A 14,008-nucleotide genomic window follows, 5' to 3' on the forward strand; every position below is an offset into this window, starting at 1 on the left:
CTGGATGGTCCTGGCCGCCATTGTCCTCGCCGTGCGTGACACGGGTAGGGTCGAGCTCCGTCCGTCGGTGGCGACGGCGCATCAGGGTGACGAGGCCCTGTCGCGATGCCGCGCGATGGGACAGGCGGCCGGGGAGGATCCGGCCTGCAGGGTGGCCTGGCGTGAGGCGCGTAGCCGTTTCTTCGGAAGCGTCCCGCGATGAACGATCCCGGCGTCATCGACATCTTCTTCGCCACTTTCGATCGCTACATCTCCAGCGGCTTTGGTCTGCTGCGGGGCGAGGTCGGGGCGCTCGCCAACATCCTGATCGCCATCGACATCACCCTGGCGGCGCTGATGTGGAGTTTGGCCTCGGGCGAGGACGTCCTGGCCCGACTGATCCGCAAGGTGCTCTATGTCGGCTTCTTTGCCTTCCTGATCGGCAACTTCCAGGCGCTCGGCCTGATCGTCGTGGAGAGCTTCACCGCTCTAGGCCTGAAGGCGTCCGGCGCCGGCCTCAGCGCCGCCGACATCCTGCGGCCCGGCAAGCTCGCGGCCCTGGGCCTCGACGCCGCAAAGCCGCTGCTGGAGTCGGCCTCCGAACTGGCCGGCTTTCCGGCGGTGTTCGAGAATCTCGTGCAGATCACCGTCCTGCTGGTCGCCTTCCTGCTGGTGATCGTCGCCTTCTTCGTGATGGCCATCCAGGTCTTCGTGGTTCTGATCGAGTTCAAGATCTCGACCCTGATCGGCTTCGTGCTGGTCCCGTTCGGGCTCTTCAACAAAACCGCCTTCCTCGCCGAGCGCGTGTTGGGCGCGGTGATCGCCACGGGCGTCAAGGTCATGGCCCTGGCGGTGGTGATCGGCATCGGCTCGACGCTGTTCGACCAGTTCATCGCCACCTGGCAGGGCGGCCAGCCGACCCTGGAGCAGGTCCTGGCCTTGGTGCTGGCCAGCGCCGTCCTGCTGGGCCTGTCGATCTTCTGCCCGAGCATCGCCTCTGGCCTTGTCACCGGCGCGCCGCAACTGGGCGCGGGCGCGGCCGTCGGCACGGGCCTGACGATCGGCGGCATGGCCCTGGCCGGGGCGGCGGCGACCCAGATGGCCGTCGGCGCGGGCGCGAGCCTGGCGCGGGGCGCGGCGGCGGGGCGTCTGGCGACCGGTCGCGGCGGCGACGGCGAAGCGCCGCCTCCAGCCGGCGGTTCGCCATCGGGCGGACCTTCGCCGACCGGCTCGCCGGGCTCGGGCGGGGCTCCTTCCACCGATCAGGCCGGAGCGGCCCACGGCGCGCCCCGCTGGGCCCGCGACCTCAAGCAACGCCAGGACCTGGCCCACGGGGCGGGCATGGCCGTCCACGGCCTGGCCAGCGGCGACGATCACAGCGGCGGCGCTGCGCCGTCCCTCTCGGAGGATTGAGACATGCACCCCTTCAAGGGCTGGCCACGCTATGGCCGCACGCCCGCCCCCGAAACCCCTTATCAGCGCGCGGGCCAGGCCTGGGACGAGCGCATCGGCTCGGCTCGCGTCCAGGCGGCCAATTGGCGGCTGATGGCGCTGGGCTTGCTGGCGCTGTCGGGAGGACTAGCCGTCGCCCTGACCTGGGAGTCGGCCCAAGGCACGGTGACCCCCTGGGTAGTCGAGGTCGATCGCGCCGGGGCGGTGCAGGCGATCGGCCCGGCCGACAAAGGCTATGCGCCCACCGACGCCCAGGTCCGCTCGGTCCTGGCCCGCTTCATCGAGGACGTCCGATCGGTCTCCAGTGACGGGGTGCTGGTCGGCCGGGCCTGGGAGCGCGCCTACGCCCATGTCGACGGCGACGCGGCCCGCTTCATCACCGCCCATGCCGAGGCGAGCGACCTGTCGCGTCAGATCGGCAAGGCGCAGATCGCCATCGAGGTCACCAGTGTCCTGCGGGCCTCGCCGACCAGCTTCCGCGCCGCCTGGATAGAGCGCCGCTATGTCGAGGGGCGCCTGGCCTCGACCGAGCGCTGGCAGGCCATTCTCACCGTCGAGCTGCGGCGGCCCAGAACGGACAAGGAGATCCTCGCCAACGGCCTGGGCGTGCGGATCACGGCGATCAACTGGTCGCGGGAGTACGGCGCATGAGGGCCCTGATCCCCCTGATGTTCGCTGGCGGGCTCGCCGCGACGGCTGTCCACGCCGCGCCGAGGACGCCCCAGGCCGCGGCTCCGGTCGAGTATGCCTATGACGCCCGCGCCGTCTTTCCGCTGGTCGCGGCTCCAGGAAGGGTGACCGACATCCTGCTCGAGGCGGGCGAACAGCTGGTCGCGGCGAACCCGATCGCGGCGGGCGACACTGCCCGCTGGATCATCGGCGACACCACCAGCGGCGAGGGCGGCGAGCGCCGCGTTCATGTCCTGGTCAAGCCGACGGCCGCGGACCTGGCCACCAATTTGGTCATCAACACCAACCGGCGCACGTACTTCCTGGAGCTGCGCGCCTCGGCGCGCGGCTTTCTCACTCAGGTCCGCTGGCGCTATCCCCAGACCGTGATCGCAGCGGTTATCGCCGCGCCGCCGGCGCCGACCCCGGCCATGCGCCGCCTAGTCCCGCGGCCTCTGAATTTCGGTTACCGCCTCAAGGGACGCGCCGCCTTCCGGCCCGAGCGCGTCTGGGACGACGGGCAGAGCACCTTCCTGGCGTTCCGCGCCGACGCCCTGGCTGGCGACTTGCCGCCGCTCTTCCTGGTCGGGGCGGACGGCAAGGCGATCGAGCTGGTCAATTATCGGGTCGAGGGTCGAAATGTCGTGGTCGATCAGCTATTCGCCGCGGCCGAGCTGCGGCTAGGGCAGGGGAAGCTGGCGCGCAGGGTGCGCATCGTACGTGAAGCTTCCGCGCCAGAGGCCCAGCCATGAGCGCGCCGGAAACCGATATCGATCGCGAACAGCAGGCCATCGCCGAGTCCTTGCGGCTGCGGGCGCCGCCGCCGCCGGTCGCCCGGGTGTCCCGCAAGGCGTTGATCATCAGCGTCGCGGCGCTCTCTCTGGCGTTGGCCGGCGCCGTCGGTTGGTCGCTGACCGGCCACAAGGCCAAGCCAGCGCCCGAGCCGGTCTATCAGCCGGCGCGACCGCCCGAGAAGGTCGCGGCGCTGCCGAAGGACTACCTCAAGCGCGGCGACATTCCGGTCCTGGGCCCCCCGTTGCCGGGCGATCTGGGACGGCCGATCCTCAGCGCCCAGTCCAGAGCGGCGATAGACGCCCTGCCGCAGCCGGCGTCCGCCAAGGCTTCGCCGGCGGCCAACGCTGGCGTAACCGCACGCCGGGAGGCGTTGGCCAGCAGCCTCTTCCTGCGCGTCACGGGGACGGTCGAGGCCGCCTCGGGGCCGCCCGGGCCCACCGTCCAACCCGCCGTCGCCGATGAGCGTCTGACCAGCCTGGAGCGTCTCCAGGATCCCGCCTCGCCCTACGTGTTGCAGGCCGGCGCGATGATCCCGGCCACACTGATCACCGGGTTGCGATCCGATGCGGCGGGCTTGGCGATCGCTCAGGTCACCCAGGACGTCAGGGACAGTCTGACCGGCGCGCATCTGCTCATTCCGGCCGGCGCGCGACTGATCGGCGAATACGGCGCCCAGACCCACGATGGCCAGGAACGTTTGGCGGTCGTCTGGACGCGCCTGACGCTTCCGAACGGTCGCGCCCTGATGCTCGACAAGCTGCCGGGCGCGGACGGGCAGGGCGTGGCCGGACTTCAGGACCAGGTCGATCGCAGGTGGGGGCGGGTGTGGCGCGCCGCGGCGCTCAGCACGGTCCTGGCGGTCGGCGCCGAGAGCGGCGCGTCCGGAGAGGATGATCTGGCCCGGGCCGTGCGCCGCGGTGTCGGCGGCACGGCCAGCGATGTTGGGCAGCAGGCGGTGGGGCGGAGCTTGGCTCTGGCGCCAACCCTGACGATCCGGCCCGGCGTCCCGTTGCGGGTTTTGCTGACCCGCGATCTGGTTCTGGAACCCTATGCCGAAGGAGCTAAGCGGTGAGCAAGTTGAGGCTTGGCCCCATCGAAGACGACACGCCGGTGAAGGTGACGGTTGAATTCCCGGCGGCGATGCACCGCGACTTGCTGGAGTACGGCAAGCAGCTTGCGGCCGAGACCAATTCCAAGGTCGCAGAGCCGGGCAAGCTGGTCGTGCCCATGGTGGGGCGGTTCATGGAAGGCGATCGTGGCTTTACGCGAGGCCGCAAGGCGCGCAAGGCGTAACGGTCGGCGAGCGTCGCGAAGCGTCAGCGCCAACTTACCACCTCACGAGTCAGTCTAGATCGCGTCCTCCGCCAGGGCTCTGATCAGCGCGACGAGCCTTCGCCGTTCGTTGGACCGGATGCATGGAAAGAGCTTCGCTAGCTCCAGCCCCTCGCGTGTTGAAAGAAGTGCTTGGACGTTGCTGCTCGCTTCGTCCAACGCGAAATCCACCATCTCTGAATCGAGCCCTTCGAAAAACCATTCCAGCGGCGTCTCCATCTTGCAGGCGGCCGCGTAGAGCTTGGACGCGCTGATCCGGTTTGCGCCGCGCTCGTACTTCTGCATCTGCTGGAAGGTCAGGCCCAAGGCCGTGGCGAGTTCGACCTGAGAAAGGCCCATCATGTGTCGACGCTGCCGAAGGCGAGCGCCGACGTGAAGGTCCACCGGATGGGGCGCTGAGTTCGTCACTGGGCGGCTTCCTCTGGCGGTCTGTCAGCCCCGTAGACGATCGGACCGGCCTCTACGGACAGTGACCGATGAGCCGAGCTGACCCTATCTTGCACGGCTCATGAGATAGACGCCGCCGCGAGCGCCCTCCCACAGCGGCGGTGGGCGGCGGCTAAATCGGCGTTTGACCTTCGATTGGCGGGCGTTCGAAAAAGCAAATCTTTGCCCCGCGGCCTGCGGGACCATAGAGGCGCGACGGAGCCGCCTCCGCGCGTCAAACGCACGTTTGCTTACTATGTGCTTACTGGAGCAATTTCGATGACGTTCTCTTCGCGAGTGGTGGAGACCCAAAGCACTGATTTGCTTTGGGTCTCCATGGTGCCACGACAGGGACTCGAACCCTGGACCTCAGCCTTACCAAGGATGCGCTCTACCACTGAGCTACCGCGGCGAAGAGGAGGGGGCGTATAGCGAGCCAAATCGCGGATGCAAAGCCCAAAAGCGACTTGACCCACAGACTTCGTCGCCGCACCCCTCGCGCATGCCGATCAGCGACGACAAATCCACCCGCGAAGCCAAGCTGGCCGAAGCGCTCCGGACCAATCTGCGCAAGCGAAAAGCCGCGTCGCGCCCCGCTTCGGGAGAGGGGGAGCGCGCGGTCGAGGCGGCGGAGGCCGCGCCGCAGCCCTATAACGTCGTTCGGCGGCTGGAGGCGGTGAATCACCGCGACGGGGCGCGAATCGTCCTGCTGCTGGAAATCTCCTCGCCCTATCCGGCGCCGGATTCGGACGAGACGGCCTGCGCGGTGCGTCTGGTCGGCGACGGCGGCCAGTTTGACACCCCGCACGGCAAGGCTGCGTTCGGCGTGGACGGCCTGCAGGCCCTGCGCAAGGCCATCGATCTGGCCCAGGTGGCTCTGGACCTGGCCTCGACCACTCACGACCTGCGCTGGCCCGACGGCAGGGCCTACGATCTTTCGGCCCCCATTTGACGCGGGTTTCCTGTGGGAGGCCTTGCAAGCCCTCTTGCAACGGATAGAACCCGCCCCTCACATGTGACCCGCGCGGCGACCCCTCCCGACCGCGCGATCGAGGGACGACATTTGGATCGCATCGCCATCATCGGCGGCGCGCGGCTGAACGGGGAAATCCCGGTCAGCGGCGCCAAGAACTCGGCCATCAAGCTGATGGCCGCCAGCCTGCTCACCGACGAGCCGCTGCGCCTGACCAACATGCCGCGTCTGGCCGACACCCGGTTCCTGGGCAAGCTGTTGTCGCGCCTGGGCGTCAGCGTCACCGAGAGCGACGGCGCGGACGGCCAGCAGACCCTGCTGCATGCTCCCGAGATCACCAGCGGCTTCGCGCCCTACGACCTGGTTCGCCAGATGCGCGCCTCGTTCAACGTGCTGGGCCCGCTGATCGCCCGCACTGGCCAGGCCAAGGTGTCTCTGCCTGGCGGCTGCACCATCGGCGCGCGGCCCGTCGACCTGCACCTGCAGGCCCTGGAGGCCCTGGGCGCCAAGATCGACCTGCACGAGGGCTATGTCTATGCCCAGGCCCCGCGCGGCCTGAAGGGCGCCGAGATCACCTTCCCGATCGTGTCGGTGGGCGCGACCGAGCACGCCATGCTGGCCGCCGTGATCGCCGACGGCGTCACCGTCCTGCGCAACGCCGCCTGCGAGCCCGAGCTGATCGACCTGCAGGAATGCCTGAACGCCATGGGCGCCAAGGTCGAGGGGGCCGGCACGTCGACGGTGACCATCACCGGCGTCGCCCGCCTGCATGGCGCGAGCCACGCGGTGATCCCCGACCGCATCGAGATGGGCACCTACGCCGTCGCCGCCGCCATGGCCGGCGACGAGGTGCGCCTGACCAACGCGCGGCCGCACCTGATCGACAGCCTGCTTGAAAAGCTGGAAGAGGCCGGCTGCGGCGTCGAGCCCACGGCCGACGGCGTCATCATCCGCCGCAAGGCCGAGCGCCTGAAAGCGGTCGACATCGAGACGGCGGCCTTCCCGGGCTTCGCCACCGACCTGCAGGCCCAGTTCATGGCCCTGATGACCGTGGCCGACGGCGAGAGCCGCATCCGCGAGACCATCTTCGAGAACCGCTTCATGCACGCCCCCGAGCTGATGCGCCTGGGCGCGGACATCTCGGTGTCGGGCGGCGAGGCTCGCGTGCGCGGCGTCGCCCAGCTGGAAGGGGCCGAGGTGATGGCGACCGACCTGCGGGCCTCCGTCAGCCTGGTGATCGCCGGTCTGGTGGCGCGCGGCGAGACGACGGTCAGCCGCATCTATCACCTGGATCGCGGCTTCGAGCGTCTGGAAGAGAAGCTGGGCGCCTGCGGGGCCCAGGTGCGTCGCATCAAGGGCGACGGCGAGCCGGAGCTCTAGATGGCCAAGCCGACCATCGCGCCGCTGAAGCTGCTGGCCCAGGACGCCGACGACCTGGCGGTGATCTCGGCCGCCCTGCAGGACGCCGTCGCCAAGATCGGCGACATCCGCTGGGACGCCCAGGGCCGCACCCTGACCCTGGCCTGCAACCGCTTCCGCTGGGAGGCCGGCGGCAAGAAGGATGGCGAAAGGGTTCGCTCGGCTCTGCAACTGGGCGACGTCACAGGCGTCCAGGCGCGCAACCTCAAGCGCGACGCCAAGGGCGCGATCGTCGAACTACTGTCGATCGCCTTCGAGCCGGGCGAGGCTCCGGGCGGGACGGTGATGCTGACCTTCGCCGGCGGCGGCGACCTGCGGGTCGGCGTCGAGTGCCTGGACGTGGCCCTGGCCGACGTCTCCGAGCCCTGGACCACGCCGCGCCGGCCCGGACACGCGGATTGAGCATCGTGCGTGGCCCTCGCCCTTCGACAAGCTCAGGGTGAGGTCCATTCGCAGGCTTTGGCGATCGGAAACCTCATCCTGAGCCTGTCGAAGACCTCATCCTGAGCCTGTCGAAGGACGAGGTTTCCGTGCAACCCGCGCACCCGCTGGGCGCCCGCTGATCGATCCGTAGGCGCGCCTTTTTCGTGATTTCCAAACAGGCAGGCGCGGCGCCCAGGATTCGTCCCACGCGCTAGTGAACTCGCCCGCTACGCGAAGGTGTTAACCTGACGCTACGCGCCCGACAGAGGCGCGAGAAACGTCATGGAGGCCGCGATGGCCAGGAAGTCCTATGCGACTGGCGAGTCCCAGTCGGTGTTTTTCCGTACGTGCGACATCAGCAAGCCTGAACCGCCGGTGCTTCGCCACGGCGGTCCCTGCCTAGACTGGGGACGTTTGACCCTGGTGGGCCTCATTCTCCTGCTCGGCGTGGGGATGGCGACACTGGCCTATGCGGGTCTGAGCTAACCTCGGCCACTAGCGGAACGGTGGTTCGCCAGGCGAACGCCGTTCCGCCGATTGCCGCGCGCCCTATTGCCAGTGCGGCCCGACCGCCTCTAAGCTCGGCCTTCGCGTGCGAGGCGGGGGCCGGCGCGATCCGACGTGACTGCGCCCGCGGAAGGCTCCCGCATGAGCGCCCCCGACAGCGACCTCTGGAACGAAGACCTGGCGCCGACCGGCGAGGCCAAGCGCACCTGGCGCTGGTGGCACTTCGCGGCCCTGTGGCTGGGCATGGTCATCTGCGTGCCGGCCTACATGCTGGCCTCGGGCCTGATCGAGCAGGGGATGTCGGCCGGCCAGGCGGTGGCGACCGTGCTGCTGGGCAACCTGATCGTCCTGATCCCCATGCTGCTGATTGGCCATGCCGGGGCCAAGCACGGCGTGCCCTATGCGGTGTTGGCGCGGGCCTCGTTCGGGGTGATCGGCGCGCGCGTGCCCGCCGTGGCGCGGGCGGTGGTCGCCTGCGGCTGGTACGGCATCCAGACCTGGATCGGCGGCGGGGCGCTGCTGACCCTGCTGGGCGTCATCGTCGGCAAGAAGCTTGAGGGCGCGCCGATCCCGCTGCTGGGCATCGGCGTCGGGCAGCTGCTGTCGTTCCTGGTCTTCTGGGGGATACAGCTGCTGTTCGTCACCAAGGGTCTGACCGCCGTGCGCCGGCTGGAGACCTGGACCGCGCCGATCAAGGTCGTGATCTGCGGCCTGATGGTCTGGTGGGCGATGGACAAGGCCGGCGGCCTGGGGCCGATCTTCCACCAGCCCTCGGCCTTCGCCGCCAATGGCGCCAAGGCCGGCCAGTTCTGGAGCGTCTTCGTCCCCGCCCTGACGGCCATGGTCGGCTTCTGGGCGACGCTGGCCCTGAACATCCCCGATTTCACGCGGTTCGCCAGGCGGCAGAAGGACCAGATCCTGGGCCAGGCCCTCGGCCTGCCGATCCCGATGGGCCTGCTGGCCCTGGTCAGCGTGGTCACCACCTCGGCCACCGTCATCATCTTCGGCAAGGCCGTGTGGGACCCGGTGCAGCTGGCCGGCGACATCGGCGGCGTCGCGGTGGTCATCGGCCTGCTGATCATCAGCCTCGACACGGTGTCGTGCAACATCGCCGCCAACCTGGTCGGCCCGGCCTACGACTTCTCGGCCCTGTGGCCGGCCAGGATCACCTATCGCATCGGGGGCTGGATCACGGCCGGGATCGGCGTGCTGATCATGCCGTGGAAGCTGCTGGAGACCACCCAGGGCTACATCTTCACCTGGCTGGTCGGCTACGGCGCGCTGCTGGGGCCGATCGCAGGGATCCTGATCGTCGACTACTGGCTGCTGCGCAAGACCGACCTGGCGGTGGAGGAGCTCTACGAACGCGGCGGCCGCTATGCCTATCGGGGCGGCTGGAACCCGGCGGCGATCGTCGCCCTGGTTGTCGGCGTCGCGCCCAACCTGCCAGGCTTCCTGGCCTCGGCGGCGCCGCACCTGTTCGGCGGCGTGGGGGCGTTCTGGACGGGGCTCTATACGTATGCGTGGTTCGTTGGGCTGGTGATCGCGGGCGCTGTCTATGGCGCGATGATGCGGGGCAGGGCGGCTTAGCCCTTGTCATGCGGGTAAAAACCCGCATCTACACGCCCATGCGCCGCTTCGACTTCTCCGCCCCCGACTTCGCCGCCGCCTTCAAGGCTTTCCTCGACGAACCGCGCGGTTCGCCGGCGGATGTCGACGCCTCCGTCGTCCAGGTGCTGGACGCCGTACGCACGGGCGGCATCCAGGCCGTGCTGGACCTGACCCGCAAGTTCGACCGCGTCGACCTGACCGAGGACACCGTCCGCGTCACCGCCGAGGAGATCGAGGCCGGAGCCGCCGAGACCCCTGCCGACGTGCGCGAGGCCATCGCCTTCGCCGCCGCCCGTATCCGCGCCTATCACGCTCGCCAGCGTCCGGCCGACCAGGCCTGGACCGACGAGGCCGGCGTGCAGCTGGGCTGGCGCTGGACGCCGATCGAGGCCGTGGGCGTCTATGTGCCCGGCGGCCGCGCGGCCTATCCCTCGACCGTGCTGATGAACGCCGTGCCCGCCCAGGTGGCCGGGGTCGACCGCATCGCCATGGTCACGCCGCCCGGCAAGCTGCAGCCGGCGGTGCTGGCCGCCGCCAAGGAAGCCGGCGTCACCGAGATCTGGCGCATCGGCGGGGCCCAGGCCGTCGCCGCCCTGGCCTATGGCGCCGGACCGATCCAGCCCGTCGACAAGATCGTCGGCCCCGGCAACGCCTATGTCACCGCCGCCAAGCGCCGCCTGTACGGCGTCGTCGGCATCGACGCCCTGGCCGGCCCGTCAGAGATCGTCGTGGTGGCCGACAACAAGAACAACCCCGACTGGATCGCCGCCGACCTGCTGAGCCAGGCCGAGCACGACCCCGCCGCCCAGTCGATCCTGATCACCGACGACGAGACCTTCGCCTCGGCGGTCGAAGCGGCTGTCCAGGCGCGCCTGAAGACCCTGGCCACCGGCGAGGACGCCACCGCCTCGTGGCGCGACCACGGCGCGGTGATCATCGCCCCGCTGGACGAGAGCCCGGCCCTGGTCGACGCCATCGCCCCCGAGCACGTCGAGTTCGCCCTGGACGATCCCGAGCGCCTGTCGGACCGCGTGCGCCACGCCGGCGCGATCTTCCTGGGTCGCCTGACGCCGGAAGCCATCGGCGACTACGTGGCCGGCTCCAACCACGTGCTGCCCACCAGCCGCGCGGCGCGCTTCCAGTCTGGCCTGTCGATCTACGACTTCCTCAAGCGCACCTCGATCGCCAAGTGCGACGCCGCCTCGTTCGCCATCCTGGGACCGCACACCGTCGCCCTGGCCAGGGCGGAGGGTCTGCCCGCCCACGCCCTTTCGGCATCCATCCGGTTGCCTTCCGAAGGCTGACGCGCAAATCTCCGGCGACACATGACCGACGCCAAGACCAACCAGCACCTGAAGTCGATCGTCATCGACGACGACAGCCTCGCGGCCGCCTCGCGCGACCAGGAGCAGGAGCGGCAGGTCGCCATCTTCGACCTGCTGGATTCGAACTATTTCGAGCCGGCCGAGTCGGAGGCCGGTCCCTACGACCTGAAACTGTCGCTGATCGAGAACCGCCTGGCCTTCGACATCGTCGGACCCAGCTACGAGCGGCGGCACCTGTTGTCCCTGTCGCCCTTCCGGGGGGTGATCAAGGACTACTTCATGATCTGCGACAGCTATTACTCGGCGATCCGCAGCTCGACCCCGCAACAGATCGAGGCCTTGGACATGGGCCGGCGCGGCCTGCACAACGAAGGCTCGTCGCTGCTGCGCGAGCGGCTGGAGGGTAAGGTCAAGACCGACCTGGACACCGCCCGCCGGCTCTTCACCCTGATCTGCGCGCTGCACTGGCGGGGCTAGGGGGCGGGTGCCTGATCTGCCGGACGCCGTACTGTTCACCTGCAACTACAACCGGGTGCGGTCGCCCATGGCCGAGGGCCTGTTCAAGCGATTCTACGGCACCCGGGCCTTCGTTGATTCGTGCGGCCTGAAGGAAGACGTCGAAGGCGAGGGGATCGACCCCTTCGTGATCGCGGTGATGGACGAGCTGGGTCTCGACGTCTCGACCCATCAGCCCAAGACCTTCGCCGAGCTGGAGGACGACAGTTTCGACGTCGTCGTCTCGCTGACGCCCGAGGCCCAGCACCGCGCGGTCGAGCTGGCGCGGGGGCGAGCGGTCGATATCGAGTACTGGCCGACCCACGATCCCACCCTGCAGGACGGCTCGCGCGAGGCCCGGCTGGCGGCCTATCGCGAGGTTCGCGACGCCCTGGCGGACGCGATCAAGAGACGTTTCGGCGCACCATCGACGTTTGGGGGGTGAATGCGTTATAGAGGCGCCTCGCTGCGGCGGCCCGCGCCTCGATCACCCGATCGGGCGCGCCGTCGCGGCTATTCGATTCGCTCCATTTGAGAGGCCTGATGGCTAAGGAAGAACTCCTCGAGTTTCCCGGTACGGTCAGCGAACTGCTGCCGAACGCCACCTTCCGGGTGACGCTTGAGAACGCGCACGAGATCATCGCCCACACCGCCGGCAAGATGCGCAAGAACCGCATCCGCGTGCTGGCCGGCGACAAGGTGCTGGTCGAAATGACGCCCTACGATCTGACCAAGGGCCGCATCACCTACCGGTTCAAGTAGGCTCGATGTCCTCGCAGACGGCCGTCCAGCCGGCGCTGGTCCTGGCCAGCGCGAGTCCCCGGCGCCTGGACCTGCTCAAGCAGGTCGGCGTCACGCCCGATCGGGTCGATCCCGCCGACATCGATGAAACGCCGCTGCGCGACGAGACCCCGCGTCGCCACGCCCTGCGCCTGGCGCGGGAAAAGGCGCGCGCCGTGGCCGACCGCCAGCCGGGCGCCTTCGTGCTCGCCGCCGACACCGTGGTCGCCGTCGGGCGCCGCATCCTTCCCAAGGCCGAGACCGAGGCCCAGGCGACCAAGTGCCTGGCCCTGCTGTCTGGCCGCAATCACATGGTCCTGACCGGCGTCGCCGCGATCGGACCAGACGGCCGGGAGGCCTTCCGGCTGGTCGAGACCCGCGTGCAGGTCAAGAGGCTGTCGGACGCCGAGCAGGCCGACTACCTGGCCGGCGGCGAATGGCGCGGCAAGGCCGGCGGTTACGCCGTCCAGGGCGTGGCTGGCGGCTTCATCATCGACCTGCACGGCTCCTACACCAGCGTCGTCGGCCTGCCGTTGTACGAGACCCTGAACCTGCTGCGCGGGCTGGGCTGGAAAGACCAATGAGCGCCCCTCAATGAGCGAACGTCGCGCCTATCTCTATAAGGGCGTCGGCGAGACCGTCGGCGTCGTCACCCTGGACGGTCGGCCCGAGCGGCTGATCGCGACCTGGGACGGCGATGATCCGCTGGACGTCGACGGCGTGCGCGGCGTGGCCCGCATCCGCAAGATCGAGCGGGCCTTCGCCTCGGCCTTCGTCCAGCTGCCCGGCGGCCAGGACGTGCTGCTGCCGCTGCGCCCCGACATGCCCAAGCTGGTCGAGGGCGGTCTGGTCGAGATCGAGATTCGCACCCCCTCGCGCAAGGACAAGGCGGCCGTGGCCCGCTTCGTCGGGGAAGGGGAGGGCGAGCCGCGCGTGCTCGAACCCGCCCTCAGCGTCGAACAACAGCTGCGCCTGCTGGTGAAGTCGGGCTCGCCCACCACCGGAGAGGCGGCCCTGGCCGTGGTCGAGGCGGCCGAGGCCGAGGCCCTGGAGACGATCTTCGCCCTGCCGGGCGGCGGCGACATCAGCATCGAGCCTACGCGGGCCCTGGTGGCGATCGACGTCGACCTCGGCGCGCGGGAAGGCGCCGACGCCAAGCGCGCCGCGCGGCAGGCCAACATGGCCGCCCTGAGCGTGGCGGCGCGAATCCTCCGACTCAAGGGGTTGGGCGGCATCGTGGTGTTCGACCTCGTCGGGCGCGGCCACGACGGCCAGGCCCTGTCGACCGCGGCGCGCAACGCCTTCTCGATCGACAATCCCGGCGTGGCCATCGGGGCGATCAGCCGTTTCGGCACGCTGGAGATGACGATTCCCCGGCGCGGCCGGTCGATTCTCGAACGTCTGCTGGATTCGCAAGGCGCGCCGAATCCCCCCGCCGTCGCCCGCCGTCTGGCGCGGGCGCTGGAGCGGGAAGGGCGGGCCGATCCCGGCGGTCGCCTGCTGGCCCGCTGCGCGCCCGTCGTGGCCGAGGCCTTCGCTGCGCTCGACGCCGGCCTCGCCGATCGGCTGGGCCGCAGATTCACCGTCGAGGCCGTCGCCGGCTGGCCGACCGATCGCATGGAGGTGTCCGCATCATGAGCACTGGGTGCCCCATCTGCGGCAAGCCGGTCGATCCGGTCGCCAAGCCGTTCTGCTCGAAGCGCTGCGCGGACGTGGATCTGCAGCGCTGGCTGTCGGGTCGCTACGTCGTGCCCGGGGCCGAGGAAGACGACGAGAATCCGCTCTCTGAAGAGATCAACAGGAATGACGATTAGAGCGCTGG

18 protein-coding genes and 1 tRNA gene are annotated in these 14,008 nt (G+C 69.5%); 17 read left to right on the forward strand and 2 right to left on the reverse strand.

The genetic code is table 11. From position 1 onward, the window contains the following. Window positions 1-4: 4 nt before the first annotated feature. From trbK-alt to AC1RUS_RS04305, 6 genes are read left to right on the forward strand one after another with little or no spacing between them, the layout of a single operon-like run. Window positions 5-202 carry a putative entry exclusion protein TrbK-alt gene (trbK-alt, locus tag AC1RUS_RS04280; RefSeq protein ID WP_492914137.1) on the forward strand — a complete coding sequence of 66 codons (198 nt, stop codon included), beginning with the start codon at window positions 5-7 and terminating at the stop codon, window positions 200-202. Next, window positions 199-1,392, forward strand: a complete 1,194-nt coding sequence (gene trbL / locus AC1RUS_RS04285; RefSeq protein ID WP_492913387.1) for a P-type conjugative transfer protein TrbL — start codon at window positions 199-201, stop codon at window positions 1,390-1,392. The genes trbK-alt and trbL overlap by 4 nt, the downstream gene beginning before the upstream one ends. A 3-nt stretch (window positions 1,393-1,395) precedes the next feature. After that, the gene (trbF, locus tag AC1RUS_RS04290) at window positions 1,396-2,082 is read left to right on the forward strand and encodes a conjugal transfer protein TrbF (protein WP_492913389.1); all 687 of its coding nucleotides are present in this window, start codon (window positions 1,396-1,398) and stop codon (window positions 2,080-2,082) included. Then, window positions 2,079-2,852 carry a P-type conjugative transfer protein TrbG gene (gene trbG, locus AC1RUS_RS04295; RefSeq protein ID WP_492913390.1) on the forward strand — a complete coding sequence of 258 codons (774 nt, stop codon included), beginning with the start codon at window positions 2,079-2,081 and terminating at the stop codon, window positions 2,850-2,852. The genes trbF and trbG overlap by 4 nt, the downstream gene beginning before the upstream one ends. Then, a complete protein-coding gene (locus AC1RUS_RS04300) occupies window positions 2,849-3,967 on the forward strand; it encodes a TraB/TrbI/VirB10 family type IV secretion system protein (protein WP_492913392.1) in 1,119 nt (372 codons plus the stop codon). The genes trbG and AC1RUS_RS04300 overlap by 4 nt, the downstream gene beginning before the upstream one ends. Beyond that, entirely contained in the window at window positions 3,964-4,188 is a 225-nt protein-coding gene (locus tag AC1RUS_RS04305; protein ID WP_492913394.1) for a DUF2274 domain-containing protein, read from the forward strand. Before AC1RUS_RS04300 ends, AC1RUS_RS04305 begins: the two co-directional genes overlap by 4 nt. Window positions 4,189-4,242: 54 nt before the next feature. On the opposite strand, the gene AC1RUS_RS04310 is transcribed toward AC1RUS_RS04305, so the two are convergent. Both AC1RUS_RS04310 and AC1RUS_RS04315 read right to left on the reverse strand, forming a co-directional pair. Beyond that, entirely contained in the window at window positions 4,243-4,635 is a 393-nt protein-coding gene (locus AC1RUS_RS04310; RefSeq protein ID WP_492913396.1) for a helix-turn-helix domain-containing protein, read from the reverse strand. A 355-nt stretch (window positions 4,636-4,990) separates the two neighbouring features. Beyond that, a tRNA-Thr gene (locus AC1RUS_RS04315) sits at window positions 4,991-5,065 on the reverse strand. Window positions 5,066-5,155: 90 nt separating this feature from the next. Here AC1RUS_RS04315 and AC1RUS_RS04320 point away from each other — a divergent pair. The 11 genes from AC1RUS_RS04320 (at window position 5,156) to AC1RUS_RS04370 (ending at window position 14,000) form a co-directional block, all read left to right on the forward strand. Continuing rightward, window positions 5,156-5,605, forward strand: coding sequence for a hypothetical protein (locus AC1RUS_RS04320; protein ID WP_492913398.1), 450 nt, complete (start codon window positions 5,156-5,158; stop codon window positions 5,603-5,605). A 111-nt stretch (window positions 5,606-5,716) separates the two neighbouring features. Next, window positions 5,717-7,006: a UDP-N-acetylglucosamine 1-carboxyvinyltransferase gene (murA, locus tag AC1RUS_RS04325; protein ID WP_492913401.1), complete on the forward strand. Its 1,290-nt coding sequence runs from the start codon at window positions 5,717-5,719 to the stop codon at window positions 7,004-7,006. Continuing rightward, a complete protein-coding gene (locus tag AC1RUS_RS04330) occupies window positions 7,007-7,447 on the forward strand; it encodes a DUF2948 family protein (RefSeq protein WP_492913403.1) in 441 nt (146 codons plus the stop codon). 669 nt (window positions 7,448-8,116) lie between these two features. Then, entirely contained in the window at window positions 8,117-9,565 is a 1,449-nt protein-coding gene (locus AC1RUS_RS04335; protein ID WP_492913405.1) for an NCS1 family nucleobase:cation symporter-1, read from the forward strand. A gap of 38 nt (window positions 9,566-9,603) precedes the next feature. Beyond that, a complete protein-coding gene (hisD, locus tag AC1RUS_RS04340; protein ID WP_492914139.1) occupies window positions 9,604-10,890 on the forward strand; it encodes a histidinol dehydrogenase in 1,287 nt (428 codons plus the stop codon). A gap of 21 nt (window positions 10,891-10,911) precedes the next feature. Next, a complete protein-coding gene (locus AC1RUS_RS04345; RefSeq protein ID WP_492913408.1) occupies window positions 10,912-11,388 on the forward strand; it encodes a UPF0262 family protein in 477 nt (158 codons plus the stop codon). A gap of 7 nt (window positions 11,389-11,395) precedes the next feature. Next, window positions 11,396-11,851: an arsenate-mycothiol transferase ArsC gene (locus AC1RUS_RS04350; RefSeq protein ID WP_492913410.1), complete on the forward strand. Its 456-nt coding sequence runs from the start codon at window positions 11,396-11,398 to the stop codon at window positions 11,849-11,851. Between the two features lie 98 nt (window positions 11,852-11,949). Beyond that, on the forward strand, window positions 11,950-12,168 hold the full coding sequence (infA, locus tag AC1RUS_RS04355) for a translation initiation factor IF-1 (RefSeq protein WP_035044427.1): 219 nt from the start codon (window positions 11,950-11,952) through the stop codon (window positions 12,166-12,168). A gap of 5 nt (window positions 12,169-12,173) precedes the next feature. After that, window positions 12,174-12,770, forward strand: a complete 597-nt coding sequence (locus AC1RUS_RS04360; protein ID WP_492913412.1) for a Maf family protein — start codon at window positions 12,174-12,176, stop codon at window positions 12,768-12,770. 10 nt (window positions 12,771-12,780) lie between these two features. Continuing rightward, window positions 12,781-13,824 (forward strand): ribonuclease E/G, encoded by a 1,044-nt coding sequence (locus AC1RUS_RS04365; RefSeq protein WP_492913414.1) that lies wholly within the window; start codon window positions 12,781-12,783, stop codon window positions 13,822-13,824. Then, on the forward strand, window positions 13,821-14,000 hold the full coding sequence (locus AC1RUS_RS04370; protein WP_492913416.1) for a DNA gyrase inhibitor YacG: 180 nt from the start codon (window positions 13,821-13,823) through the stop codon (window positions 13,998-14,000). Before AC1RUS_RS04365 ends, AC1RUS_RS04370 begins: the two co-directional genes overlap by 4 nt. The last annotated feature ends 8 nt before the right edge of the window (window positions 14,001-14,008 follow it).

The sequence above is a fragment of the Caulobacter sp. GW821-FHT10F06 genome (assembly GCF_058809215.1).

What these genes read in the sequence shown, in the direction of transcription:
- AC1RUS_RS04370 (WP_492913416.1), top strand. Translation starts at nt 13,821, where the DNA reads ATGAGCACTGGGTGCCCCATCTGCGGCAAGCCGGTCGATCCGGTCGCC.
- trbG (WP_492913390.1), top strand. Translation starts at nt 2,079, where the DNA reads ATGAGGGCCCTGATCCCCCTGATGTTCGCTGGCGGGCTCGCCGCGACG.
- AC1RUS_RS04300 (WP_492913392.1), top strand. Translation starts at nt 2,849, where the DNA reads ATGAGCGCGCCGGAAACCGATATCGATCGCGAACAGCAGGCCATCGCC.
- AC1RUS_RS04330 (WP_492913403.1), top strand. Translation starts at nt 7,007, where the DNA reads ATGGCCAAGCCGACCATCGCGCCGCTGAAGCTGCTGGCCCAGGACGCC.
- infA (WP_035044427.1), top strand. Translation starts at nt 11,950, where the DNA reads ATGGCTAAGGAAGAACTCCTCGAGTTTCCCGGTACGGTCAGCGAACTG.
- AC1RUS_RS04320 (WP_492913398.1), top strand. Translation starts at nt 5,156, where the DNA reads ATGCCGATCAGCGACGACAAATCCACCCGCGAAGCCAAGCTGGCCGAA.
- AC1RUS_RS04345 (WP_492913408.1), top strand. Translation starts at nt 10,912, where the DNA reads ATGACCGACGCCAAGACCAACCAGCACCTGAAGTCGATCGTCATCGAC.
- AC1RUS_RS04360 (WP_492913412.1), top strand. Translation starts at nt 12,174, where the DNA reads ATGTCCTCGCAGACGGCCGTCCAGCCGGCGCTGGTCCTGGCCAGCGCG.
- AC1RUS_RS04335 (WP_492913405.1), top strand. Translation starts at nt 8,117, where the DNA reads ATGAGCGCCCCCGACAGCGACCTCTGGAACGAAGACCTGGCGCCGACC.
- trbK-alt (WP_492914137.1), top strand. Translation starts at nt 5, where the DNA reads ATGGTCCTGGCCGCCATTGTCCTCGCCGTGCGTGACACGGGTAGGGTC.
- trbL (WP_492913387.1), top strand. Translation starts at nt 199, where the DNA reads ATGAACGATCCCGGCGTCATCGACATCTTCTTCGCCACTTTCGATCGC.
- trbF (WP_492913389.1), top strand. Translation starts at nt 1,396, where the DNA reads ATGCACCCCTTCAAGGGCTGGCCACGCTATGGCCGCACGCCCGCCCCC.
- hisD (WP_492914139.1), top strand. Translation starts at nt 9,604, where the DNA reads ATGCGCCGCTTCGACTTCTCCGCCCCCGACTTCGCCGCCGCCTTCAAG.
- AC1RUS_RS04365 (WP_492913414.1), top strand. Translation starts at nt 12,781, where the DNA reads ATGAGCGAACGTCGCGCCTATCTCTATAAGGGCGTCGGCGAGACCGTC.